The following is a 24636-nucleotide window of genomic DNA, read 5'->3' as shown; positions in this document are numbered from 1 at the left end:
AGGTATGGACGAACAGGCTCCCAGGCGTTCCCTGGTGCTGACCGGCCCGACCTCCGGGCTCGGTTTGGCGTTGGCCCAGCGGATCATGGAGTCCGGCTCGCATCACGCGATCTTCCTGTGCCGCAACGCCCAACGGCGAGCCGAACTGCTTGCGCGACTGGGGGACCGGTATGCGCACTACGTGGTGTGCGACCTGTCCCGTCTGGACACCGTCCGGGAAGCGGCCGGACAACTGACTGACGTGTTGCGGTCCGGTGGACTGCCGCCGCTGGGTGCCGTTGTACTCAATGCCGCCGTGCACCCCGGCGCACGGTCTGACACCACAGTCGATCGCCTTGACGCCACGTTCGTCACAAATCTCGTTGCGCCACACCTTCTTCTGGCTCGTCTGTCGGCATGCGTCGACGAGCGCGGCGACCTGACGATAGTCTTCGTGGGGTCCGGGGCGCAGGCGCGGCGCCGGTGGTGGACAGGATTGCCTGCGCCGGCGACGGTGCCGCTCACCGTGGCACTGCAACCCGGGTCGATGCCGGGTCCGCAGGCCTACGTCGCCAGCAAGCGGGCCACCGTTGACCTGTGCCGTGCCTACGCCGAACGCGCTCCGCGCCGGTTCACGATCCTCGCCTACGAACCAGGGATCATGGCCGAAACCAACATCGCCCGTAATCTGAACTGGCTGTCGCGCTGGTCGTTTCGCCACGTACTCACGAAATTCGGCCGTTGGGACGGGTTCAGCACAGCCGTCCGATCCGCCACCTGGTTGCACGACCAACTCACCGACACCGATCTGGCGCCGGGACTTCGATACGCGAAAATCGACCGCTACCGGCCGTGGCCGTCCGCGGTCTCCCCGGAGGGGGTCAGCACCGTCTTCGACGACGCGAACGCAGCCGCCGGAATCGACGCCGACATGGCCGCACCGTGGTGGTGGAAGCCGTCGCCCTTCAGCTGAGTTCGGCCATGTCATGTCCGTTGCCCTATCGGTGCCCGAACGCGAAGGCGGTGAAACTGCCGACGCGCCGCGAAGGCGGCCAAACCGGCCAGGTTGCGCAGCAGGTTGGCATAGACGGTGGCCGCGGTCACGCCGTCCAAACCGGACTCCAGGCGAGCGACGGCCTGTTCGGCGGTTCCGGTCGGGGGGAACAGCGGCGGAAAGAACCGTCCGCGACCCAGGATCACCCGGCATCGGCGCAGGATCAGGTCCTCGAAGGCCTGGCCGAGTAATTCGCCCATCACACCGTTCTCGCGAAACGGGAAGTGCCGCGAATTGGTGATCAACCGTATGTGGGTGCCGTGGCCTTGTACCGACTCGTACAGCGGTGACCGCGCGGCGAGCCGTTCCAGGCCGTCGCGCAGCGTTTCCCGTTCGCTGCGCCTACGCTGTTGGGCCTCCTCGGTATTGACGCTGCGCAGCGCGTGCCAGGCCACATGGGCACCGAGATTGTTGCGGTAGCGGTGCCGCAGCTCGTCGACAGCTTCGGCGTGGTTGTGGCGAGCCGCTTCGATCACCGCACGGGTGGTGAGGGTGGCGGCCATCGGGATCATCATGTCCGACAACGGCTTGGCGATCGTGGCGATATCCGCGACACCCGGCAGCCAGGACTGCTGCAGCAGAAAGGTGTCCGCGCTGCGCCACACACCGGTCAGCACTTCGTCGACACCGACCAGGAACCCCGATTCGCGCTTGTGTTCCCCGACGATCTGTAACAGCTCGTCGGGGATCCCCTGGCACGACATCCCCTGGATCAGCTCGCACCACACTAAGCCCACGTCGCGATCGGCCAACACCGAGGCGAGCCGGGAGGCTGCCCCCGCACCGAACGGATCGATGAAAACGACGTCCGGGTAATAGGGTTCGAAGGCACCGTCGATACTGGCTGACCGCTGCGGACCGTATCGGCTCACGTTTAGGGTCGCGGCCGTCTTGCCCGAGAAGTTGCCGCGAAACGTCACGATCCGAGGCCGGTCCGGGTGTACCATCCGCGCGAGATACAGCGCGTTTTCGACGCTGGTCGCCCCGCTAACCGCGGGAAGCGTCACATCGAATCCGCTCAGCTCGAACAGCAGCCGTTCCAGGCGGCCGGTGTAGTCGACCGTCTCATCGTGTCCGGTCAACTCGGCGGCGATATCGGGTGGATTGTGCCCGCGCAGGTTGGCGCCGTTTCCCAGCGCACAGTCCAGCAGGCTGTCGCCGTCCCGCAGGGTGATCCGCGCACCGTAGGCTTCGGCGAAGTCGAAGTCCAGCCCGAACGCCTCCATCAGGTCGGCGGCAGACGGATTGGCGAACCGGCGAAAATAGTCGTTGCGCAGCCGGCGCGACCCGGCGATCTCGGCGAGCACCCGGTCGCGCTCGGCGCTGAGATAGCCATGTTCGCGCAGCGTGGCCATCACCAATGTCAACGAGCTGGCGTTCGCCGCGAAGGTCGACGTCTGAGCCATGGCATCCAGCGGGTTGTCCCACACCCGATAGGCCGACGGTGACATCGTGTAACAGCCGAAAGGCACCTGGAAGTCGGTCAGGTTCTCGCCGAAGACGTAGACGTCGCCCTCAACGAGGCGCCGGGCCAGCTCCTCGGGCTCCGGCAACGCGCGGCTTTCGGCCACCACCCGGAGCATTTCGCGTCGCTGCGCTACGGCCATCAGTTCGGCTGCACCATCGTCGGCGTCCAGTACCACCAACGCAGCCCACGCCTCCGCGGTGAGTGCGTCCATCGCGCCCGTCGACGAAGAAACGAAGCGGACGTGCCGGACCATGGCCGTCTCCGCCGCTTCGGTGAGCGGGTCGAAATATCGGCGCAGCCGATCGCTCGGATCGAACACCAGGATCCAGGCCTGGGGATCCGGGCTCCCCTCGAGCTTGCTGGTATGTCTGACAAGTCGGATGGCACCCGATAACGCTTCCTCAAGGGAGTTGGCGTAATAGGTGACGTGATCACCGTTGCCTGGCAGCAGTTCGTTGACGAGATAGCCGACCTGGGCACTCTCCACGGTGATGGCCAAGCCGGAGACCAGGATGTTGGGACGCTTGCTCCGGTTGAGCCCGACAAGGGTGCCGATGGTCGCTTCGGTGGCTCCACGATACCGATCCGGGCACATGGTGGTCTCCTTGCCGATCACTCGGCGGTGGCCGCTGCGGCGTCGAGTGCTGCGCTCAATTCCCGCAAAGCGACCGGGAATCCGGCGACCAGATCGCCCAGCCGTGGAACGATCTCCGGGCACGCGATCAGACCGATGTTGAGCCGGTCGTCGTGGGATGCGACCGTCATGAACAACGCACCGCCGTCGAGTGGCGCCCCGAAGGGATAGAACGCCGCTACCCGCGCGCCGGCGAAGAAGAGATTCTCATGGCGGCCGCCGATGTTCGACAGCACCAGGTTCTGCATGACACGGTGCCGATCAGCCAGTCTCAACCGCGAGTAGCACCGGAACAACAGACCCCAGTAGCGGGCGCTGAAATCGAACCAGTCGTGAATACGCCCGGGGCCCAATGCCTCCGCATGCCGTTTGGCGGCATCGGTGATGACGGCGATCTCGCGAGCTCGTTGTACGGGGTCCTCGGTACGGGTCTGCAGGCTGGTCAGCAAGCCCGTCGTCCGGTTCCGGCCGTGCTGCCCGGGTTTGTCGTGCACCGACACCGGGACGAATGCCCGGAGCGGGCGATCGGGCAGTTCGTGGCGACTCAGGAGGTACTGGCGCATGACGGTGGCGGTCAACGCCAGCATCACGTCGTTGAGCTTCACCCCGAGCCTGCGCTTGACGTCCAGCACCTCGTCCATCGGCAAGCTGGCCCAGGCCAGGTTCCGGTTGGGCGTCAGAGTCGTGTTGAAAGATGTTCTGGGTGCGGACATCGGGGCGGGTACGCCGGCCGGCAGCGGAGGCACGTCGCGGTGCCGGCGGGCTCGGACCGCTTCGGCGATCATCCGGCCCAGATTGACCGGTTTCCTGACCATGGTGCGGGCCCCGGCGAGGGCGATCGCCGCCGGCCGGGCCACCCCGGCGTCGCGGACCACCGCATACTCCGTGGCCGCGGTGCCGCAGAGTTGGCCGAGTTGGGAATTGCCACGCACCCCGTCCAGGCTGGCGTTGTGGCGTTTGATCAGTACCGCGACATTACCGTCGGCCAAGCCCTCCATAATGGTGATGGTCCACAGCGGATACCGCTGATCCAGCGGTGTCGAGGCGATCGCCGAACATGCCTGGGCCAGTTGCTCCTCGGTGCCCGGGGCGGGGATCACGACACGGTGCACGTGCCGGTCCAGGTCGAACGACTGATCCTTCACCCAGAAGGGGTGCCCCAGGTTGTACCAGGGGTCGAATGCCTTCTCGGTGTATGTGGGTATCTCCCGAATCCTCTCGGCGAGCCAGGTGCGTACCGTGTCGAACCGGTAACCGCCGGGCATGGTCGATGTGTCGAGGATGATCACCCCGCAACCCTGGTGGTAGTGCGTCGGGGTTTCCAGGTACAGGAAGCTGGCGTCGTATCCGGTCAACTGGTCCATCCGGAATTCCCCTCATCTCGGTCGTACAACGTGAGCCTCGAGCGTTATCGTGATGGCGACGGTGGTGATCGTGAGAAGCATTGGAGGACAAATGGTCTCGTCGGAGGAGTCGCAGCCCGAGCGTGGCGGGATCGTCGGGGTGGTCCGGCGGGCAGTGCTGGCCGTCGGCCACCACGACTGGGCCGCTCCGATCCGGCGGTCCTCCGTGGCTGCTGATCGCGTGCTGTACCGGATCACCCGTGGGCGGTGGACGGTCACCGCGGTGTCCCGGATCCCCGCCGTGACGCTGATGGTATCGAACGCGCGTGGTGCCGTCGTCGTCGTTCCGCTGCAGTACCTGGCAATCGGCGGACACCGGTACATCGTCGGCACGAACTGGTCGCGCCCCAACCATCCGCTGTGGACGTCATGGCTGATGAACCGGCCGGAGTGTCGAATCAACATCGGTGGAGACGAAACAGACTGCACAGCAACGCTGTTAGAAGGACAAGCGCGTGACACCGTATGGCGGCAGATCCTGCAACGGTCGCCGTACCATGCCGATTGCGAACGCAAGTCCGGCCGCCAGCCCCGGGTGTTCAGGCTCGATTGCACCGTCACTGCCGCGCACCGACGACATTGACGGCGAACCTCGGCGATGGCGAACTCGATGAGAGCCGGTTGGTCAGGCGGTACGACGGCGAGGTGAGCCGCAGCTCGCGGCGTGCGATGATGCGAGCGAGTGTCAGTTGCATCAGCGCCTCGGCCAACCCTTTGCCGATGCACATGTGCGGTCCCCGGCCGAATGGTGAGTAGGCGCCCGGACTGCGGTGCGGGACCGCCGACGACAGGTATCTGTCGACGTCGAACGTCATGGGATCCGGATAGTGCTCGGCCAGGAAGTGCGGAACCGTCGTGCCGATGAACACGTGCTGACCACGCTTGACGAGGCGACCGTGGAACTCGAAATCCCGCGCGGCGACGCGGATGAGGAACGATGCGATCGGATACAGTCGCATTGCTTCTGTCACCGCGCCGTGCAGTACGGGTGTTGCCTGGAACAAGGTGTCGTGGGTCAGGTCTGGCTCCCGGAACAGGTCATCGACCTCTGCTCGGATCCGGTCCAATACCTGAGGATGCTTGAGGATCAAGTACAACGCGAACGTCGCGGTCGCCGAAGTTGTTTCGACACCTGCGAAGTACGGAAGGACACAGTGGAACAGCATATTGCGCTGGCTCGCCCCGCCGAGGCCGTCGCCGCAGGAATCCAGGATGTCGCGCAGCAGGATCGACCGGTCGGATGCACCGGAGTTGCGGGCTCGGCGTGCCAGCGCGATGGCCGACGTGGCTACCATGTTCACCCGCGATCGCGCGCCGACGTAGCGGGGAAGACGCAACATCGCCTTCGGAATGTGTTGTACCGGAGCAATCTTGAGGATCTCTCGGGTGACCAACGCGATGTCGTCGATCTCGGCATCGGTCGGGCGCACCCCGCCGACGAACGTGCCCACCTGGGCGATCGAAAGTTTCTGCATCGCCGGGAGAACCTGCACCGGCCGGCCCGGGCGCCAATGCTTGTCCACCGCTTCGTCGATCACGTCGACGGCCTCGGCGTAACGGCCGGCCACCGCCTCACGTGAGTAGCCACGCTGCAGGAGTGTGCGCCACTGCTTGTGCGGATCGCCGTCCACCGCGACCAGGGAATCCTTGCCGCCGAACTCTTCTTCCACGAATCGCCAGGAACTGCCCACGGTGAGGCATTCGCGGCCTTGTTTGCTGCTCATGAAGTTCGCCGCTTCGGTACCGGCCAGCACCGTATATGTCAGGTACGGCGTTTTCAGATCGAACACCGGACCGTGCTGTCGGTACTTTTCGAAGAGGTAGAGGGTGGGGTCCAGCATCAGGCCCAGGGTGTCGCCCAATCGAGGTACCACTGCCGACACCGCCCGCGCCGCGCGTAGCCGAGGCGGGCTCACGTAGTTGGTGCTCGACTCGGGAAACGAAACGCCGGATTGCAACACCTGTCCATCCCCCCTGGGCGTGGCGCGCTGATGATCGAACCCTGAGTCGCCGGCAGAACAGCGTTGCCGGCGACGATGTCGTCATGTTAGAACGTGTTACCGTTCGTTGCCAAGGAATCGGCGCAAGGCAAGTGAGGGAAACGGCCCGCATTGCAGGTCGGTGGACCACCATCGGTTGACAGATAACGTTCCCTGCACCCAGGGTATGGCCATACACTGCGCAGATGGGCCGTAGGAGGACGGGAGCAGCAATCGCGGCTGCGGTGGCCCAATGTCGCTGATCGCCTGATGTGACCGCTTCGTCGTGCTTATTCTGATCACCGAAGTCAGACTAGACAGCGTAGCTGTATTCCGGGGGAGTCGATGACTGCTGAACCGCGTACCGAGCCGCCGAGGCTTCCATTTCCGCGTGATGGTCTGTTCGTGCCCTCGCCCGAACACCGGCGGCTGCAGGCCGAGGGGGCCGTTCATCCCGTGCTGACGGCAGTCGGTGACCCGGCCTGGCTGGTGACCGACCATGCGACTGTCCGCGCGCTGTTCGACGACGATCGGGTTGGACGGTCGCACCCAGAACCCGAAAAGGCGTCGAGGACGGGAAAATCCGCCTTCTTCGGTGGCCCGATCGGTGATTTCGCGAACGAATCAACCGACCACGCGCGCGGGCGTCGGTTGATGCAACCACATTTCGCGCCGAAGCAGATGCGGGCGCTGGCCGGCCGGGTTCGTGAACACACCACCGAGCTGCTGGGCCGGATGATCGAACAGGGTCCGCCCGCTGACCTGTATGAACTTGTGGCACTGCCCCTTCCGATGGTGGTGCTGTGTGAGTTGCTCGGTGTGCCACACGAGGACAGAGACGACTTCCGCGAGTGGACGGCCGCGGCCACCAACACGAAGGACAACGCACTGTCGCAGTGGGGGATCGGCCAGCTTTTCGGGTATGGGCTGCAACTCGTCGACCGCAAGCGCGCTGAACCTGCGGACGATGTCATCTCGCGGTTGTGTGCCATGGACGCGGTGGCCGATCACGAGATCGCCTCTCAGTCGATGGCACTGCTGCTCGGCGGTCACGAGACAACGGTCGTGCAGATCAGCCTGGCCACTCTGCTCCTGCTGACCAACCGGGACCAGTGGCAGGCATTGGTGGACCGGCCGGATCTGGTACCCAACGCGGTCGAGGAGACACTGCGGGCCTCCCGGACCGGAGGTGGCGAGATTCCCCGGTACGCCAGGGAAGACTTCGAGATTGCCGGTGCCCGGATCCGCGCCGGTGACCTCATCCTGCTCGATGTGGGTGCCGCCAATCACGATCCGGCGGTGTTCGATTCTCCCGACCGGCTGGACATCACACGCGCCACCGCGTCGCATGTGACCTTCGGCTACGGTGCGCGGTATTGCGTCGGCGCTCCGCTTGCCCGGTTGCAGATCACCGAAGTCCTCACCCAACTTGTCGCACGACTGCCCACCTTGCATCTCGAGCGAGACCTGTCGGAACTGCCCATGCGGGGTGACAGTCTCACGGGCGGCTTCTTCGAGCTGCCCGTGACATGGTGAGTCAGGCCTGAAGCACGCCGAGCCGGGTCAGGTCGGTGGCGTACTTGAGCACCAGTTCCCTTGACACCGGCGGGATTTCGCCGCCACCGAGGCCGTGGTCAGCTACGGCGGAGCGGAAGCGGTCGGAAGTAAACGCAGATCCGGCCATCGCCACACCGGGCGTGGTGAATGCGCTCGGCAGGTTCAGCAGGCTGTAGTGGCGAACATGTTCGGGCACATCCCGAAGACTCGTCTGCACGCGTGCAAACCACTCGCCGTAATCGGCGATGCGGTGGATGCGAAAACCCGCCTCGGCAAGCCAGTCCACGAAGGTGTCCAACGACACGGCGTCTCGGTGCGGATTGACCACGTTGAAGGTGTGCAGCCCCGTCGACTGACGGATCCGGACCGTCGCTTCGGCAACGAAGTCAACCGGAAGACCGTCGAAATGGGCGGTCGCGGGATCGCCGGTATAGAACGACCCGGGTGCCAAGCCGGTGCTCAGTACACTGGCCAGCAGCCGGCTGACGACATCGGGCGCGTTGATCTGCCCGACAAAGGTCCTGTGCGCCAACAGCATGTTGCAGCGGAACACCGAAACAGGCAATCCGCACCGCTGATGTGCGTCCCGGCAGAGTACCTCCCCGGCCCACTTGCTGACCGCGTAGCCATGGGCGTACGAGTCACTCAGATCGTGGTAGGCGCTGACTGCGCGGATGTCGGCGTCCTCGTCGGCCATCTGCCCGTCGGCGGTGATGGCGGCGGCGACGGTGGACACGAAGGTCACCGGCTTCAGCCGGTGGGTGATGGCGAGCCGCAGCACCTCGGCGGTGCCGGAAACGTTGGGCCCGAACAGCTGCCGGTACGGCAGCAGGTGGTTGACCAGTGCCCCGGTGTGCACCACGGTGTCGACGTCCTCGGCGAGCCGGTCCCAGTCGTCGTTGTGCAGCCCGAGCCGCTCGGCAGCCAGGTCACCGGCCAGTACTTCCAGATGGTCACCTGCCAGCTCGGTGAATCGTTGCGCCAACGCATCATCGGTGGCGGTGGCAGCCTCGATCCGCCGGCGGGCGTCGGCATCGGAGCTGCCCCTGGCTATGCAGATCACCCGTCCACCGACGGCGGCCAACCGTTCCATCCAGGCCAGGCATTGGAACCGGCCCAGAAAGCCGTTCGCGCCGGTGAGCAGAACCGTATGCGGCCGATCGGCCGGCCGCCCTGCCGCACGCGCACGTACCAGGAGTTCTGGATCGATGAACTTGTCCAGCGTCAGATCGCTGGCGAAGACGCGTCCGGTGCCCACCCCGTGCACCGACGTAAACGTCGGCGTCGCAGACTGCCGGTCCGAGCGCGCCGAGATCCGGTCGGCGAGTCGGGACAGATCGGTGGTGGGATCGATGATCTCGGCCACCGGCACATCGACTCCGAAGACATCCTCCAGCAGCGTCGAGAGCGACAGTGCCGACAGGGAGTCACCGCCGAGGTCGATGAACCGGATGTCTTCGACGGTGTCATCGGACGGCAACTCCAACGTCACCTGGACCGCTCGTTTCACCGTATCCAGCACGCTGCGGTCGGCGCTGCCGGACCGCAGGTCGCGGAGACGCTCGGCGGCCCGGTCCGACAACTCGGTGTACAGGCGCTCCAGCCGGGCGCCGTAACGCGCCGTCAACCGCGGACGGGCCGGCTTGTTCGAGGTGGTGAGCAGACCGTTCTCCGTCGTGAAGGGTTCTGGCTCGATGAGGAAATCGCGTGGGACCTCCCACGAGTCGAGGCCGGCCTCACGGCCGATGTCGTTGAGCGCCAGACGGATCCGACGACGCAGCGCGGCGTGCGGAGCGTCGCCGAGCTCGGCATCGGGCACCACCACAGCGAGCAGGAAGGATTGCTCACTGTTGCCGTACACGAATATCTGCCGGATGAGGGGATGGCCGCTGAACGCGGCCTCCAGTTGCGATACCGCGACGAACTCGCCCTGGGCGAGTTTGAGGACATTGTTGCGGCGGTCGACGTACATCAGGCGGTCGGGGGCGATCTCGGCCATGATGTCGCCGGTGCGGTAGTAGCCGTCCTCGTCGAATGTGTGCGCGGTGAGCTCGGGCCGTTTGAAATAGCCGGCCATCGCGTTTTCGGTCTTCACCAGGAGCTCGCCGCGAGGGTATGGCTTGTCGGTACCAAAATAGCCCAACTCGGGCACGTCGACCAGCTTGTAGTCGATGACCGGCGGGCGTGACACCACCCCGTCGATGGTGACGCCGACGATCTCGGTCGCCCCGTAACTGATGACCAGCGGCGCATCGAGGAGATCCTCCATCAACTCGTGCATCGCCGCCGACAGCGGTGCGCTGGCGCAGCTGGCCCACAGATATCGGCCGCCGAGCAGGTCATTGCGCACGAATTCCTTGGCACCGTGTTCGGCGGCGGAGCGGTCCATACCGTCGCCGACGCGGCGCGCCACCTCGCCGTGGTAGCGGTGTGCGATCATCTCGCAAACGCGCGGAACCAGCGGCAACGAGGTCGGGCGGATGATGGCGAGATCGTCGAACAGCGTGGAAAGGTCGCCTTTCGTGACGAAATAGTTCGTGCCGCCGCCCGACAGTGTGGTGTAGAGGAAACCGCGCCCGTAGAAGTGGCTCATCGGCATGTACGTCAGGCCGATCGCCGGAGCGAGCGACGCCGAGATCCATGCCATCGCGCACATCCGCTCGGTACAGATGGCGGCCTTCGGGCTGCCTGTGCTGCCCGATGTGTAAAGCAGGGCCACCATCGGGTTCTCGTCGTCTTCGTGGACGTACGGGGTGACGACGGGATGCCGCCCGCCCCGCTCGATGAGGGCCGCAAGCGTGACGACCTCGACGGTGGTGCGCCGCGCCAGCGCGGCGGTGGCGGCTTCGAGCACCTCGCGCTGCTCGTCGACCTCGGGTAGGTAGTCGAAGACGACGATCTGCCCAGGCGAGTGTCCACCGCCGAGTACGGCCTCGACCGCGAGCCCGAGTGCGTCGATTCCGGCGCATAGGACCGTGGGCTCGACCTCCCCGAGCATCGCCGAAAGGTCGGAACGCGCGCCGGTGGCAGGCAGCGGCACCGCGACCGCACCCATCCGGATGCATGCCAGATCCAGCACGGTGTAGTCGATGCCGGGGGAGCCGACCGTGCACACGAAATCGCCGGCGTTCACGGCTGCCGGCCCGTTGTACCGCCAGGCGCTGGCGACAACGCCGGTCCGGCGCCAGAGCTCGGCATAGGTGATGGTGTCGAAATGATCGAGGAACTCGCGACGTGTGCGTCCGTCCTCCCCGGTGACGAGCCGATGGGCTCGCCGGCCGAGAGCGGGCCGATCCCGATAACCCTCCATCACTGCGGCCACCATCGGGGCGATGTGCATGCCGGGGGCTTTCACGGTGTCAGCGATCGCGGGCACTGGCATCGCCGCCGCGAACTGCTGATCCGATCCGAACAGGCCCATCAGTTTGGCGGTGATGCGCTCGAGATCGGCAACGCCCATCGTCTTGTTTTCCGTCATGGGGGTTCTGCCTTCTCGGGATCGCATGCTGCGCAGTCACGGAAATCGCCAGGGGCGCTAAGCAGCGTGCCCGCTGCACACGCGCGTTGTCAATGACTCGATATCCGGTGCAGCGCCCACCTCGTCGTTTGCTGAACGAGACGGCCTGCCGATCGTCACACGGTGGTCCACAGCGTCCGTCGGTCAATGAGAACGCGTTCCAATTTCTCAGCCACCGCCGACGGCATCACCTGGGAGTTCACGTGAAATCGCCAGCACTTGCCGGAATTGTTCCGATGAACACGTTCTAGTTAGTATGCTGTCGGCGATATGGTGGACGTGGGTCGGGCAAGGGGGGCGTGTGAAAGCCAGACAACCCCACTGGGGCTTGCCTTGAGTGACGCCACCGTGCCGGTGACGCAACCGCCGGGCGGAGGATCCAGCGGAAGCTCGCCGTCGGTGCGGATGCTCGATCCGTGACACAACCGGCGCACAGTTCGGCCATCTCGAGCAGTGAGCCGTGCGCGTCCGATACCTTGAATCTTCCCCGAACCCGACCGGACCCCGAAGCACGCGAGGACGTTCATGGCAAACGGTGACGCCAAGCGCAGTCACGTCAGGATCGCCGCCGCGATCCTCGCCGTAATCGTCGCCGCCGCGGTGCTGTTCACCTACCTGTCCTATACCGCGGCCTTCACCCAGACCGTCACCGTCACCGTCACCTCGCCACGGGCCGGCCTGGTGATGGAGACCGACGCCAAGGTGAAGTTCCGCGGCATCCAGATCGGCAAGGTCACCCACATCGCCTATGCCGGTGACCATGCCAAGCTGACCTTGGACATCGATCGCAGCCAGATGCGGTTCATCCCGTCCAACGCCGCGGTGAAGATCGGCGGCACAACGGTTTTCGGCGCAAAATCGGTCGAATTCCTGCCGCCGCCGCAGCCGCGGAGCACCCCGTTGCAATCCGGGGCGAACATCGAGGCCAGCAGCGTCCAGCTGGAAGTCAACACCTTGTTCCAGACGCTGACCGACGTGCTGCACAAGATCGACCCGGTCAACCTGAACGCCACGCTGACCGCACTCGGTGAAGGCCTGCGCGGGCACGGGGATGATCTCGGCGCCACCATGGCGGGCCTGAACAGCTATCTGGCGCAGCTCAATCCGAAATTGCCCACTCTGCAGTCCGATATCGCCAAGGCCGGTGTGGTCGCCAACATCTACAGTGACGCCGGCGCCGATCTGGCCACCGTGCTGGACAATGCCCCGAAGCTGGGTAAGACGATCGTCGACGAACAGGACAACCTGAATGCCGCGCTCCTGGCCGCCACCGGCTTCGCGGAGAACGGCACCGCCACACTGGCCCCGGCCGCCGACGACTACATCGCCGCCATCCAGCGGCTGCGGGCGCTGACCAAGGTGTCGGCGGACTATTCCCCCGAATTCGGCTGCCTGTTCAAGGGAGTCCGGAAGGCCAACGACACCTTCGCACCGGTCATCGGAGGTATCCGCCCCGGCCTGTTCGTGGCGGCGAACTTCCTGCCCGGTTCGCCGGCCTATACCTACCCGGAGAGCCTGCCCATGGTGAACGCATCCGGCGGCCCGAACTGCCGCGGTCTGCCGGACGTGCCGACCAAACAGTTCGGCGGCAGCTGGTACCACGCGCCGTTCCTGGTGACCGACAACGCCTACGTGCCCTACCAGCCCAACACCGAGGTCGCGTTCAACGCTCCGTCGACGCTGCAGTTCCTGTTCAACGGTGCCTACGCGGAACGGGATGATTTCTGATGATCAGGTTGCGCCGCGATGAGCGCCTGCGCGAATACCCGATGCTCAAGAACGTGGGCTGCTGATGGGCAGCGAGAGGCGAACACTGATCAACGTTGTCGTCTTCACGGTGGCGATGCTGCTGGTTGCCGCGGGACTGGTGGTGGTCTTCGGCCAGTTCCGGTTCGCCTCCAGCAGCTCCTACCACGCGACCTTCGCCGAGGCCTCGCGGCTCAAGGCGGGGCAGGACGTGCGCATCTCCGGTGTGCCGGTGGGCAGCGTGAACGCGGTGAAGCTCAATCCCGACAACACCGTCGACGTGGCGTTCGACGTCGACAAGCGCTACCAGCTCTACACGTCGACCCGTGCGGTGGTGCGTTACGAGAACCTGGTCGGTGACCGCTACCTGGAAATCACCTCGGGCCCAGGGGAACTGCGCAAGCTCCCGCCCGGCGCCACCATCGCGCGGGAGAACACCCAGCCCGCACTGGATCTCGACGCGCTGCTGGGTGGTCTGCGGCCCGTCCTCAAGGGGCTGGACGGGAACAAGGTCAACGAGGTGAGCAATGCCGTCATCGAGTTGTTGCAGGGGCAGGGCGGGGCCATCCAGAACCTGCTGGCCAACACCAGCTCGTTCAGCCAGAACCTGGCCAACCGGGACCAGCTCATCGGCGACGTGATCAACAACCTGAACACCGTGTTGGGCACCGTCGACGCCAAAGGCGCGCAGTTCAATGCCAGCGTCGACGAACTGCAGAAGCTCATCACCGGCCTGGCCGAGGGACGCGATCCGATCGCCGGAGCGATCGGACCGCTGGCCTCGGCCGAGAACGACCTGACCGAGATGCTGCAGGCCTCCCGCCGACCGGTGCAGGGCGTCATCGAAAACGCCCGACCGTTCCTGCAGCGGGTCGACGAGCGCAAGGCCGATGTCAACAAGGTCATCGAGCCGCTCGCCGAGAACTACCTGCGGCTCAACGCGCTGGGCGCGTACGGCTCGTTCTTCAACATCTACTACTGCTCGATCCGGATGAAGATCAACGGGCCGGCGGGCAGCGACATCCTGATCCCGTTCGGCGGTCCACCGGACCCGACCAAGGGGAGGTGCTCGGCCAATGGCTAATCCCAAGGGCAACAACCCGCTACGGACCGGAATCCTGGGCATCTTCGTGGTGGTCTGCCTGGTGCTGATCTCCTTCGGCTACACCGGTCTGCCATGGTGGCCGCAGGGCCGCAACTACGAGGCCTACTTCACCGACGCCGGCGGCATCTCGCCGGGCAACGACGTCGCGGTGTCCGGTATCAAGGTCGGCAAGGTCACCTCGGTGGCCCTGGCGGGCGATCAGGCCAAGGTCGGTTTCACCGTCGATCGCAACATCAAGGTCGGCAACCAGAGCCTGGTGGCCATCAAGACCGATACCGTGCTGGGCCAGAAATCGCTGTCGGTGACCCCGAAGGGCAGTGGTGACTCGACGGTGATCCCGGTGGGGCGCACCACGACTCCCTACACGCTGAACACGGCGCTGCAGGATCTCGGCGGCAACGTCAGCGCCCTGGACAAGCCCAAGTTCGAGCAGGCGCTGCAAACCCTGACCGACACCCTGCGCGACGCCACGCCGCAACTGCGCGGCGCGCTGGACGGCGTGGCCAGTTTGAGCCGCAGCCTCAACAAACGCGACCAGGCGCTCGAAGAGCTGCTCCGGCACGCCAAGAATGTCTCGGACACCCTGGCCCAGCGAGCCGATCAGGTGAACAAACTGGTCACCGACGGCAACCTGCTGTTCGCCGCCCTGGACGAACGCCGCCAGGCCCTGAACACGCTTATCGCCGGCATCGACGATGTCTCACATCAGCTTTCGGGGTTCGTCGCCGACAACAAGCGTGAGTTCGAACCGTTGCTGCGGCGCCTCAACGCCGTGATGGCCAACCTGCTGGAACGGCGCGAGCACATCAGCGAGGCGCTCAAGCGCCTGCCGGGCTATGCCACCGCATTGGCCGAGGTGGTCGGCAACGGCCCCGGCTTCAACATCAACCTTTACGGCCTGCCGCCGGCGACCATATCCGAGGTGTTGCTGGACACCTACTTCCAGCCCGGCAAGCTGCCCGACAGCCTGGCCGACATGCTGCGCGGCTACATCTCCGAACGCCTGATCATTAGGCCTAAATCACCATGACACAATCGGATTCGACATCGAAGCGCGCACCCTGGTTGCGTGCTGCCCTCGCCGCGGTACTGGTGGCCCTGCTCGCCATCGGGGTGTACGTGGTGTGGCCGAGCCGCGGCGGGCAGAAAGTGGTCGCCTACTTCCCCACCGCGGTCGGGCTGTACCCCGGTGACGACGTCCGAGTGGTCGGGGTGCCGGTGGGGCGGATCGATGCCATCCAGCCACGCGCCGACGATGTCAAGATCACCATGACCCTGGATCCGGGCATCAAGGTTCCCGCCGATGCCAGAGCCCTGATCATCGCGCCGAACCTGGTGTCGGCCAGGTTCATTCAGCTGACCCCGGCCTTCACCGGCGGCGAAGCGCTGGCCGACGGCGCCCAGATCGGGCTGGACCGAACCGGTGTGCCGGTCGAGTGGGACGAGGTCAAGGAGCAACTCACGGCGCTGTCGGCCCAGCTCGGACCGAAACAGAACGGCGTACAGGGGCCGCTGGTGGCCGCGGTCAACCAGGCCGCCGACACCTTCGACGGCAACGGTGACTCGTTCCGCGAGGCGCTGCGCGAGCTGTCGCAGACCGCGGGCCGGTTGGGCGACTCGCGCACCGACCTCTTCGGGACGGTGCGCAATCTGCAGGTCCTGGTGAATGCCTTGGCCAACAGCAACGAACAGATCGTGCAGTTCACCAGCCACGTGGCATCGGTGTCCCAGGTGCTGGCGTCCAGCTCGCAAGACCTGGACGCCACCCTGGGCGCTCTCAACCAGGCACTCGTGGACGTCAAAGGGCTGCTGCACGATTCGAACAAATCGTTGATCGATTCGGTGGGCAAGCTGGCCGACTTCACCCAGATCCTCAACGACCACAGCGATGACATCGAACAGATCCTGCACGTCACGCCCAACGGGCTGGCCAACTTCTACAACATCTACAACCCCGCCCAGGGCACCGTCGGTGGTCTGCTGTCACTGCCGAACTTCGCCAATCCGGTGCAGTTCATCTGTGGCGGCACCTTCGATGTCGGCGCGTCGGCCGACAACTACAAGCGCGCGGAGATCTGCCGGCAGCGGATGGGGCCGGTGTTCAAGCGCATCGCGATGAACTATCCGCCGGTGCTGTTCCATCCGATCGACAGCATCACCGCGTACAAGGGGCAGATCATCTACGACACGCCCGCGACCGAGGCCAAGGCCCAGACCCCGGTGTCCTATCTGCAATGGCAACCGGCGCCCGGTGTCACACCGCCGACGACCGGTCCCGACGGGAACCTCAGTGACCTGATCCTGCCGCCGCCCGCGGTCCCCGGGCAGATCTCGCCGGCGGGGCCGGTGCCACCGGCGCCGCCGATGGGGGCGGGTCCGCCGCCCGGTCCGGCCCCGGCGGCCGCACCGCAGGGAGCCGGCGGATGAGGCGACTCAGAACGGCGACGCTGCGCACGACCGCCCTGGGATCCGGCGCGCTGCTGGTGGCCGGCTGCTCCTTCGGCGGGCTGAACTCGCTCGACATGCCGGGTACCGCGGGCCACGGTCCGGGGTCCTACACCATCACTGTGGAACTGCCCGATGTGGCGACCCTGCCCCAGAATTCGCCGGTCATGGTCGACGACGTGACCGTCGGCAGCGTGTCGGGTATCGACGCCGTGCAGCGGCCCGACGGTACCTTCTACGCCGCGGTCAAGCTGTCACTCGACGGTGATGTGAACCTGCCGGAGAATTCGACCGCGACCGTCGCGCAGACCTCGCTGTTGGGCTCCCAGCATGTCCAACTGGCCGCCCCGGAGGGCAAGGCCGTCGGGAAGCTGAAGCAGGGCTCGAACATCCCGCTCGGCAGCATCGGCCGCTATCCGACCACCGAGGAAGTCCTGTCCTCCTTGGGTGTGGTGGTCAACAAGGGCAATCTCGGTGCGTTGCAGGACATCACCGACGAGGCGTACGCGGCGGTCGCGGGGCGCACCGGAAGCTTCGCCGGGCTGCTGCCCCGGTTGGCCGAACTGACCTCGTCACTGGACCAGCAGACCAACGACATCATCGCCGCGGCGGACGGGCTGAACCGATTCGCGTCCATGCTGGCCCGCAGCAGGGACAACCTGGGCCGCACCCTGGACACACTGCCCAACGCGTTGAAGGTGCTCAACGACAACCGGTCCAACATCGTCGATGCGTTCCGCGCGCTGCAGAAGTTCGCCACGGTGGGGGCCCGCGTACTTTCCGAGACCAAGGCCGATTTCACCGCCGATATGAAGGACCTCTTCCCGGTCATCAAGGCCTTCAACGACAATGCCGACGACGTCATCGTGGATCTGGAACTGTTGCCCACCTTCCCGTTCCACTACAAGTACCTGCGCAACGCGGTGCGCGGTGACTATCTGAACGTCTTCGTGACGTTCGACCTCACCGTGCGGCGCTTCGGCGAATCGATCTTCACCACGTCGTTCTTCGACCCGAACATGAAGCATCTGAACGAGGTGATCAATCCGCCGGACTTCCTGACCGGCGCCATGGCCAACCTGTCCGGACAGGCCGCCGACCCCTTCAAGATCCCGCCCGGCACGGCCACCCAGCACGGAGGTACTCCGTAATGCTGGACCGGTTGACGCGACTTCAGTTGTCGATCTTCGCGGTGGTCACCGTGCTGACGGTGACTGCGATCTCGGCGTTCTATCTGCACGTCCCGGCGGCGCTGGGGATCGGAACCTACAACGTCACCGCGAATTTCGTGGCCGGCGGTGGGTTGTACCCGAACGCGAACGTGACCTATCGCGGCGTCACGATCGGCCGGGTCGAATCGGTCGGGCTGACCAACGACGGCGTCGTGGCGCATATGCGGCTGAACACCGATACCGACGTGCCCGAGAACGTCACCGCCACCGTCAAGAGCGTGTCGGCCGTCGGCGAGCAGTACATCGACCTGGTACCGCCCGGAAACGGGGAGGCGGCGGCCAAGGCGTTGTTGCGCAACGGTTCCAGCATCGGCGTCGAACGCACCGCGATCGGCCAGGACATCGCCGGTCTGCTGAAGCAGGCCGATGACCTGGTGAGCAGCATCGGGGACAGCCGCATCCAGGAACTGCTCAAGGAAACGTTCAAGGCGTTCAACGGATCCGGTCCCGAGCTGGCTCGGCTCATCCAGTCCTCGCGCCTGCTGGTCGACGAGGCCAACGCCAACTACGGCCAGACCAGCCAGCTGATCGACCAGGTCGGCCCGTTCCTGGACGCCCAGATCCGGGCCGGTGCGGACATCAAATCCACCGCCGACGGCCTGGCCCGGCTGACCACCGAGGTGGCCAACGCCGATCCGCAGCTGCGATCGGTGCTCAAGACGGTCCCGGGCGCGGTGGCCGAAGCCAACACCACCTTCGCCGGTATCCGGCCGACCTTCCCGATGCTGGCCGCCAACCTGGCCGACTTCGGCCGCATCGGCGTGATCTACCACAAGTCGATCGAACAGGCACTGGTCATCTTCCCCGCGTTGATCGCCGCACTGAACACCGTCGGTGGCGGGCTGCCCTTCGACGAGGGCGGCAAGCTGGACTTCAAGGTCGACCTCGGCGATGCGCCGCCGTGTGTGACCGGCTTCCTGCCGCCCACTCAGATCCGCTCACCCGCCGACACGACGTTGCGCGATCTGCCCAACGACCTGTACTGCAAGACCGCGCAGAACGATCCGTCGGTGGTACGTGGCGCCCGCAACTACCCCTGCCAGGAATTCCCCGGCAAGCGGGCACCGACCATCCAGTTGTGCCGCGATCCGCGCGGATATGTGCCGATCGGGAACAACCCGTGGCGCGGCCCGCCGGTTCCGTACGGAACCCCCGTCGAGGACGGGCGCAACATCTTGCCGCCCAACAAGTTCCCGAACATCCCGCCCGGTGCGGACTACGACCCGGGTCCACCCGCGGTGCAGCTGCCACCCGGCGTGGAGCCGGGTCCGGGCCCGGCGCCCAATGCGCCGTTCCCGCTGCCGGTGCCGCCCAACGACAACCCGCCCGCGCCGCCGGGCACGTTCTACGCGCCGCCGGATCAGGTGGTGCCGCCATACGGGCGCCGGCCACCGCCGCCGCCCGCCGATGCGCCACCGCCGCCGTTGCCCGCCGAGGCGCCGCAACCCCAGGCCAGTGCTCCGGCGAGCACCACCTACGATCCGAGGACCGGTGTGTTCGCGGACCCATCGGGCGGCACGGGGGTGTTCGCCTCCGGATCCGACAAGTTCTCACCGGCGGAGAACTGGGTAGATTTGATGATGGCGCCCAAGCAGGTTTAGGCAGGTCTAGATGGTTGAGGAACAGGTTTCGGCGGACGGGCCGAAGCCGGTCCGGCGGCGTGCCTCGCGCGCGGCGGGACCCGCGGGTGGCACCCCGGCGCCGGCACCTGACCCGGTGGTGGTGAGCGCGCCCACCGGCGGGCGGGGCGGTAAGCCGAAGAAGGCGGTGTCGCTGCCGCGCCGGCAACCCAACCGCGGCCGAGTGGCGCTGGTCTCGGCGGTCGCCGCGGTGCTGGCCGCCGCCGTGCTCGTCACCACCGTGCTGGTGCTGCTCAACCAGCATCGGCATGCCGACGCCGTGATCGCGCGCCAGCAGCGCTTCGTGGACACCGCAGAGCAGACGGTGCTGAACATGTTCAGCTACAACCAGAACAACATCGACGAGAGCGTGAACCGCTTCGTCGACGGCACCAGCGGTCCGTTGCGCGACATGATGAGCCAGGGCAACAACGTCGACAACCTCAAGGCCATCTTCCGGGACACCCAGGCCAGTTCGGAGGCCGTGGTCAGCGGTGCCGCGCTGGAGAAGATCGACGAGGTCGGGCGCAACGCCGCGGTGCTGGTGGCGGTGCGGGTCACCGTGACCGACCTCGACGGTGTCAACAAGCCGTCGCAGGCCTACCGGATGCGAGTCGTCGTGCACGAGGACGACAACGGCCACATGACCGGATACGACCTCAAGTACCCCGAGGGTGGAAACTGATGCGCGGCAAGCTCATTGCCCTCGTGGTGCTGGTCTTCGCGGTGGGACTGGTGGGCCTGTCCGCGGTCGGTGGTGCGCTGTATTGGGACCGCACGCAGAACCGGGCGGTGCAGGCCGCCAGCGACGCGCTGCCCGCGCTGGCCACCGAGCAGATCCCGAAGGTGTTCGGCTACGACTACCAGACGGTGGAACGCAGCCTGACCGAAGCGGCGACACTGCTGACCCCCGATTACCGGCGTGAGTTCGAGGACCGCGCCGCCAAGGACATCATCCCGCAGGCCCGTGATCGCCAGGTGGTCAGCCAGGCCAACGTGGTCGGTGCCGGAATGCTGGCGGCTCAACGGGATTCGGCCTCGGTGCTGGTCTTCATGAATCGGACCGTCACCGACAAGTCGAAGCAACCGGTGTATGACGGCAGCCGCCTTCGCGTCGACTATCAGAAGATCGACGGGAAGTGGCTGATCAACTACATCCAGCCGGTGTAGCCCGTCAGGCGCTGCGGGCGGTGGCCAGCGCATCCAGGAACGAGCGCGCCCACCGGTCGACGTCGTGCGCGAGCACCTGGCGGCGCAGTGCTCGCATCCGCCGCCGGCCCTCTTCCGGTGTCTGGGTCAGCGCCTGCTCGATGGCTTCCTTCACGCCGTCGGTGTGGTGCGGGTTGCACAGGTAGGCCTGGCGCAATTCCGCAGCCGCGCCGGTGAATTCGGACAGCACCAAGGCACCGCCGAGATCACTGCGGCACGCCACGTACTCCTTGGCCACCAGATTCATCCCGTCCCGCAGTGGGGTGACGAGCATGATGTCGGCGGCGACGAAGAAGGCGATGAGTTCGTCCCGCGGCACCGGGCGGTGCAGGTAGTGCACGACGGGCCGGCCGACCTCGCCGTACTCACCGTTGATGTGGCCGACCTGGCGTTCGATGCCCTCGCGCATCTCGATGTAGCTCTCCACCCGCTCACGACTGGGGGTGGCCAGCTGGACCAGCACGGTGTCCGTGCGGTCCGCGCGTTTGTCGGCGAGCAGGTCGGCGAACGCCTTGAGCCGGACGTCGATGCCCTTGGTGTAGTCGAGGCGGTCCACACCGAGCATGATCTTGCGCGGGTTTCCGAGCTCAGAGCGAAGCTGCTTGGCGCGCTGACGGATTCCGCGGTCGCGCGCCTTGGCGTCGAGTTCGGCCGAATCGATGGAGATGGGGAAGGCGCCGACCTTGACGGTGCGGAAACCCACCTGCACCTCGCCGAACCGGGACCGCACGCCGACGGTTCCGCGCGAGGTGTTCGCGCCGACCAGCCGCCGGGCCAGGATGAGGAAATTCTGCGCCCCGCCGGGCAGGTGGAAGCCGACCAGGTCGGCACCGAGCAGGCCCTCGATGATCTCGGTGCGCCACGGCATCTGCATGAACAGCTCGACCGGCGGGAACGGGATGTGCAGGAAGAACCCGATGGTGAGGTCCGGGCGCAACTTGCGCAGCATCTTGGGCACCAGCTGCAGTTGGTAGTCCTGTACCCACACCGTGGCTCCGGGGGCCGCCGCCTTGGACGTGGCTTCGGCGAAGCGCCGGTTCACCTCGACGTAGCGTTCCCACCATTCCCGGCGGTACTCGGGTTTGACGATGACGTCGTGATACAGCGGCCACAGCGTGGCATTGGAGAAGCCCTCGTAGTACTCGGCGACATCCTCGGCAGACAGCCGCACCGGGAAGAGCTGCAGCCCCTCCTGGACGATCGGCTGCTCGTCACTGTCAGGGACACCGGGCCAGCCGATCCAGGCGCCGCGCTGTTTGCGCAGCAACGGCTCGAGGGCGGTCACCAGGCCGCCGGGGCTGCGTTTCCAGGTGGTCGTGCCGTCGGGCAGGCGCACCTGGTCGATGGGGAGCCGATTGGCGACCACGACGAAGTCGGAGGTGCCCTCGACGGGTGTGGAGTCGGTCAAATTTCCGTCTCCGGCCACCACCTACGCCTCTTGCTTCGCCGGACCGATACCGAGCATGGACAGGAACATCCGACATTCGTCGGCATCGGCGGCGTAGGCAGCCACGACACGACGCGCCTGGCTGGCGGTGTCGTCGGCAACCGGCTCGACTTCGCCGATATCGGCGGTCTCAGATTTTGCAGGCATCCTCTTACTCTAGGTGACCCGGTACGGCGCACGGCGCCAGGCCGGGTCACCGGCCAGTTCCGGGACGCTGGGTCCAAATGACGGGACCTGAGTTACGGGCTGGAGCTGACGCTGGTCTCCGGCTGCTGGAACTGCGGCGCATTCTCGGACAGGCCGATGCACTCACCCGAGTTGTGGCCGGTGCAGGGGATCCCCCCGATGGCCGGTAGGTCGGGGTTGCCCGGGATGGAGCTGAACGGTGTCGCCGGGGAGTTGGGCACCGTGTGCGGCAGGCAGCTGCCCGTGAACAGGTCTTCTTCCTCACCGGAGTCGCACGCCAGCACCGGGCGGTCGGCCGGGCCGACGGTCGTGATGGCGGCGACGACCGGGGCGGCGGCCACCGCGACCGCGAATCCGCCGGCAAGGATCAGTCGTGGAACGGAAAACTCGAAGCTCGCCATCGTCACGCTTTCTGTAGTTATTGACAGAGACGTCGGACAGATTCTAAGGAAGCTGTCAGAAATCTGCATGAGATCGATGAGTTGCCTGGGAGTTTGTTTCTCGTGGGACATCGGATGGCACAAAAGCGGCCGGGACGCCCGTGTCTGGGCGTCCCGGCCGGATGATGTGATGTGGCTTCGCTACGGGCTGGAGCTCACACTGGTGCGCGGCTCCACGAACTGCGGCTGATCCTCCGACAGGCCGATGCACTGCCCGGAGTTGCCGCCGGTGCACGGGACGCCGTCGATGGAGGGCAGCCCGCCCGGCGAGGTGTTGCCGAATTCCGGTGAGTTGGGGACCAGGTCGGGCGTGCAGGAGCCGGTGAAGGTGTCCTCGGACTCGCCGGTCGGACACACGGCAAGAGCGGGTCCGGCGGGCGCCTCGAGGGCGAACGCCGCAAGCGCGGGTGCCGCGAAGACCGCCGCGGCGAAGCCGCCGGCAAGGATCAGTCGACGGGCAGGAAAGGCGAATGTCGCCATGGCGTCACGCTTTCTGTGATTTGCTGGCCGGTTTTTCTCGGCCGGGCGGGGTCGGGGTCGGATGTGAATCCTGGCCCAAGAATACGCTGACGAGGGCGAAAAAGCCTGGCAGGACGGCGAAATTCAGTCCGCGACGCACCAATGCTGTGCGCAGTCTGCACGATAGCTGTGACATCGCTGAGTCCGTGCATTGCTGTACGGCTGGGAGGCGGCGTGGTTCGATGACGAGAACGTGTTCTAGTTCTGGCGCACAAGCGCGCACGTTGATACGCACGCTCTACGGAGGGATCGCGGTGCAGCTTTCGTTGGCGGATCGCACGGTTCTGGTGACCGGCGGTGGCAGCGGTATCGGTAAGGGCGTCGCTGCCGCGGTGGTCGCCAGCGGCGGCAACGCAATGCTGGTGGGCCGCAACGCTGCTCGACTCGCCGCCACGGTCGACGAGATCACCGCCGCCGGTGGGGCGGACCGGGTCCGCTACGAACCGGCCGATGTGACCGACGAGGACGAGGTGGCCGGCGTGGTGGACGCCGCCACGGCCTGGAACGGCCGGCTGCACGGCGTCGTGCACTGTGCGGGTGGGTCCTTGACCATCGGCCCGCTGACGCAGGTGGATTCCGAACTGTGGCGCCAGACCGTGGACCTCAACGTCAACGGCACCATGTACGTGCTCAAGCACAGCGCCAGGGCGATGGTGCGAGGCGGCGGTGGGTCGTTCGTCGGCATTTCGTCGATCGCGTCGAGCAACACCCACCGCTGGTTCGCGGCCTACGGCCCGAGCAAGGCCGCACTCGACCACTTGCTGCAGTTGGCCGCCGACGAACTCGGGCCGTCGTGGGTGCGGGTGAACAGCATCCGGCCGGGATTGATCAAGACCGAGATGGTGGCACCCATCCTCGATTCCCCGGAGATCAGCGCCGACTACGCGAGCTGCACCCCGTTGCCGCGTCCCGGGGAGGTGGCGGACATCGCCAACGCGGCCGTGTTCCTGCTCAGCGATGCGGCCGCGTGGATCACCGGTCAGTTGATCAACGTCGACGGCGGGCATTGCCTGCGGCGGGGGCCGGACATGTCCTCGATGCTGGGCCCGGTCTTCGGCGAGGACGCCCTGCGCGGTGTCATCGACTGACCACCGCTG

Annotated in this window: 20 protein-coding genes; 12 read left to right on the top strand and 8 right to left on the bottom strand. The window is 66.1% G+C overall.

Features of this window, described 5'->3' with window-relative positions:
• Window positions 1-4 precede the first annotated feature (4 nt).
• Window positions 5-952: an SDR family NAD(P)-dependent oxidoreductase gene (locus tag AWB94_RS13795; RefSeq protein WP_062655851.1), complete on the top strand. Its 948-nt coding sequence runs from the start codon at window positions 5-7 to the stop codon at window positions 950-952.
• Between the two features lie 11 nt (window positions 953-963).
• Here AWB94_RS13795 and AWB94_RS13790 read toward each other — a convergent pair whose 3' ends face one another.
• Window positions 964-3096, bottom strand: coding sequence for an aminotransferase class III-fold pyridoxal phosphate-dependent enzyme (locus AWB94_RS13790; RefSeq protein WP_062656134.1), 2133 nt, complete (start codon window positions 3094-3096; stop codon window positions 964-966).
• A 17-nt stretch (window positions 3097-3113) separates the two neighbouring features.
• Window positions 3114-4499 (bottom strand): wax ester/triacylglycerol synthase family O-acyltransferase, encoded by a 1386-nt coding sequence (locus AWB94_RS13785; protein WP_062655850.1) that lies wholly within the window; start codon window positions 4497-4499, stop codon window positions 3114-3116.
• A 91-nt stretch (window positions 4500-4590) separates the two neighbouring features.
• Here AWB94_RS13785 and AWB94_RS13780 point away from each other — a divergent pair, with 91 nt between their 5' ends.
• Complete coding sequence (locus AWB94_RS13780; RefSeq protein WP_062655849.1) at window positions 4591-5121, top strand: nitroreductase/quinone reductase family protein; 531 nt, start codon at window positions 4591-4593, stop codon at window positions 5119-5121.
• On the opposite strand, the gene AWB94_RS13775 is transcribed toward AWB94_RS13780, so the two are convergent.
• A complete protein-coding gene (locus AWB94_RS13775) occupies window positions 5096-6379 on the bottom strand; it encodes a cytochrome P450 (protein ID WP_062656133.1) in 1284 nt (427 codons plus the stop codon). The genes AWB94_RS13780 and AWB94_RS13775 overlap by 26 nt on opposite strands.
• Before the next feature lie 483 nt (window positions 6380-6862).
• On the opposite strand from AWB94_RS13775, the gene AWB94_RS13770 reads away from it, so the two are divergent.
• On the top strand, window positions 6863-8053 hold the full coding sequence (locus tag AWB94_RS13770) for a cytochrome P450 (protein WP_062655848.1): 1191 nt from the start codon (window positions 6863-6865) through the stop codon (window positions 8051-8053).
• Window position 8054: 1 nt separating this feature from the next.
• On the opposite strand, the gene car is transcribed toward AWB94_RS13770, so the two are convergent.
• A complete protein-coding gene (car, locus tag AWB94_RS13765) occupies window positions 8055-11534 on the bottom strand; it encodes a carboxylic acid reductase (RefSeq protein WP_062656132.1) in 3480 nt (1159 codons plus the stop codon).
• A 582-nt stretch (window positions 11535-12116) separates the two neighbouring features.
• Between car and AWB94_RS13760 the strand changes: the two genes are divergently transcribed.
• The 8 genes from AWB94_RS13760 to AWB94_RS13725 all read left to right on the top strand — a co-directional run bounded on the left by AWB94_RS13760 (window position 12117) and on the right by AWB94_RS13725 (window position 20908).
• The gene (locus AWB94_RS13760; RefSeq protein WP_062655847.1) at window positions 12117-13319 is read left to right on the top strand and encodes an MCE family protein; all 1203 of its coding nucleotides are present in this window, start codon (window positions 12117-12119) and stop codon (window positions 13317-13319) included.
• Between the two features lie 64 nt (window positions 13320-13383).
• Window positions 13384-14421, top strand: coding sequence for an MCE family protein (locus tag AWB94_RS13755; RefSeq protein ID WP_062655846.1), 1038 nt, complete (start codon window positions 13384-13386; stop codon window positions 14419-14421).
• A complete protein-coding gene (locus tag AWB94_RS13750) occupies window positions 14414-15472 on the top strand; it encodes an MCE family protein (protein WP_062655845.1) in 1059 nt (352 codons plus the stop codon). Before AWB94_RS13755 ends, AWB94_RS13750 begins: the two co-directional genes overlap by 8 nt.
• Entirely contained in the window at window positions 15469-16869 is a 1401-nt protein-coding gene (locus AWB94_RS13745) for an MCE family protein (RefSeq protein WP_062655844.1), read from the top strand. The genes AWB94_RS13750 and AWB94_RS13745 overlap by 4 nt, the downstream gene beginning before the upstream one ends.
• On the top strand, window positions 16866-18038 hold the full coding sequence (locus tag AWB94_RS13740; RefSeq protein WP_062655843.1) for an MCE family protein: 1173 nt from the start codon (window positions 16866-16868) through the stop codon (window positions 18036-18038). The genes AWB94_RS13745 and AWB94_RS13740 overlap by 4 nt, the downstream gene beginning before the upstream one ends.
• Complete coding sequence (locus AWB94_RS13735) at window positions 18038-19720, top strand: MCE family protein (protein ID WP_062655842.1); 1683 nt, start codon at window positions 18038-18040, stop codon at window positions 19718-19720. The genes AWB94_RS13740 and AWB94_RS13735 overlap by 1 nt, the downstream gene beginning before the upstream one ends.
• A 10-nt stretch (window positions 19721-19730) precedes the next feature.
• Window positions 19731-20423 (top strand): Rv1363c family protein, encoded by a 693-nt coding sequence (locus AWB94_RS13730; protein ID WP_062655841.1) that lies wholly within the window; start codon window positions 19731-19733, stop codon window positions 20421-20423.
• Window positions 20423-20908 carry a Cas5 family CRISPR-associated protein gene (locus AWB94_RS13725; protein ID WP_062655840.1) on the top strand — a complete coding sequence of 162 codons (486 nt, stop codon included), beginning with the start codon at window positions 20423-20425 and terminating at the stop codon, window positions 20906-20908. The genes AWB94_RS13730 and AWB94_RS13725 overlap by 1 nt, the downstream gene beginning before the upstream one ends.
• Window positions 20909-20912: 4 nt before the next feature.
• Here the strand turns inward: AWB94_RS13725 and AWB94_RS13720 are convergent, their stop codons facing one another.
• From AWB94_RS13720 to AWB94_RS13710, 4 genes are all read right to left on the bottom strand, one after another.
• Entirely contained in the window at window positions 20913-22355 is a 1443-nt protein-coding gene (locus tag AWB94_RS13720) for an alpha,alpha-trehalose-phosphate synthase (UDP-forming) (RefSeq protein WP_201029515.1), read from the bottom strand.
• Window positions 22356-22376: 21 nt separating this feature from the next.
• The gene (locus AWB94_RS34160; protein ID WP_109762076.1) at window positions 22377-22541 is read right to left on the bottom strand and encodes a hypothetical protein; all 165 of its coding nucleotides are present in this window, start codon (window positions 22539-22541) and stop codon (window positions 22377-22379) included.
• A 92-nt stretch (window positions 22542-22633) separates the two neighbouring features.
• Window positions 22634-22981 carry a hypothetical protein gene (locus AWB94_RS13715; RefSeq protein WP_062655839.1) on the bottom strand — a complete coding sequence of 116 codons (348 nt, stop codon included), beginning with the start codon at window positions 22979-22981 and terminating at the stop codon, window positions 22634-22636.
• A 180-nt stretch (window positions 22982-23161) separates the two neighbouring features.
• Window positions 23162-23500, bottom strand: a complete 339-nt coding sequence (locus AWB94_RS13710; protein ID WP_062655838.1) for a hypothetical protein — start codon at window positions 23498-23500, stop codon at window positions 23162-23164.
• Window positions 23501-23793: 293 nt separating this feature from the next.
• Here AWB94_RS13710 and AWB94_RS13705 point away from each other — a divergent pair, with 293 nt between their 5' ends.
• Entirely contained in the window at window positions 23794-24627 is an 834-nt protein-coding gene (locus tag AWB94_RS13705) for an SDR family oxidoreductase (RefSeq protein ID WP_062655837.1), read from the top strand.
• Window positions 24628-24636 lie beyond the last annotated feature (9 nt).

The sequence above is a fragment of the Mycolicibacterium canariasense genome, assembly GCF_002101555.1.
GTDB lineage: Bacteria > Actinomycetota > Actinomycetes > Mycobacteriales > Mycobacteriaceae > Mycobacterium > Mycobacterium canariasense.
This window is presented reverse-complemented; position numbering and strand designations above follow the sequence as displayed.

Coding starts and splice junctions, on each gene's coding strand:
- car (WP_062656132.1), bottom strand. CDS start 11,534: ATGGGCGTTGCCGATCTCGAGCGCATCACCGCCAAACTGATGGGCCTG.
- AWB94_RS13725 (WP_062655840.1), top strand. CDS start 20,423: ATGCGCGGCAAGCTCATTGCCCTCGTGGTGCTGGTCTTCGCGGTGGGA.
- AWB94_RS13755 (WP_062655846.1), top strand. CDS start 13,384: ATGGGCAGCGAGAGGCGAACACTGATCAACGTTGTCGTCTTCACGGTG.
- AWB94_RS13715 (WP_062655839.1), bottom strand. CDS start 22,981: ATGGCGAGCTTCGAGTTTTCCGTTCCACGACTGATCCTTGCCGGCGGA.
- AWB94_RS13770 (WP_062655848.1), top strand. CDS start 6,863: ATGACTGCTGAACCGCGTACCGAGCCGCCGAGGCTTCCATTTCCGCGT.
- AWB94_RS13740 (WP_062655843.1), top strand. CDS start 16,866: ATGAGGCGACTCAGAACGGCGACGCTGCGCACGACCGCCCTGGGATCC.
- AWB94_RS13785 (WP_062655850.1), bottom strand. CDS start 4,499: ATGGACCAGTTGACCGGATACGACGCCAGCTTCCTGTACCTGGAAACC.
- AWB94_RS13730 (WP_062655841.1), top strand. CDS start 19,731: ATGGTTGAGGAACAGGTTTCGGCGGACGGGCCGAAGCCGGTCCGGCGG.
- AWB94_RS13735 (WP_062655842.1), top strand. CDS start 18,038: ATGCTGGACCGGTTGACGCGACTTCAGTTGTCGATCTTCGCGGTGGTC.
- AWB94_RS13760 (WP_062655847.1), top strand. CDS start 12,117: ATGGCAAACGGTGACGCCAAGCGCAGTCACGTCAGGATCGCCGCCGCG.
- AWB94_RS13780 (WP_062655849.1), top strand. CDS start 4,591: ATGGTCTCGTCGGAGGAGTCGCAGCCCGAGCGTGGCGGGATCGTCGGG.
- AWB94_RS13775 (WP_062656133.1), bottom strand. CDS start 6,379: ATGCTGGACCCCACCCTCTACCTCTTCGAAAAGTACCGACAGCACGGT.
- AWB94_RS13745 (WP_062655844.1), top strand. CDS start 15,469: ATGACACAATCGGATTCGACATCGAAGCGCGCACCCTGGTTGCGTGCT.
- AWB94_RS34160 (WP_109762076.1), bottom strand. CDS start 22,541: ATGCCTGCAAAATCTGAGACCGCCGATATCGGCGAAGTCGAGCCGGTT.
- AWB94_RS13750 (WP_062655845.1), top strand. CDS start 14,414: ATGGCTAATCCCAAGGGCAACAACCCGCTACGGACCGGAATCCTGGGC.
- AWB94_RS13710 (WP_062655838.1), bottom strand. CDS start 23,500: ATGGCGACATTCGCCTTTCCTGCCCGTCGACTGATCCTTGCCGGCGGC.
- AWB94_RS13795 (WP_062655851.1), top strand. CDS start 5: ATGGACGAACAGGCTCCCAGGCGTTCCCTGGTGCTGACCGGCCCGACC.
- AWB94_RS13790 (WP_062656134.1), bottom strand. CDS start 3,096: ATGTGCCCGGATCGGTATCGTGGAGCCACCGAAGCGACCATCGGCACC.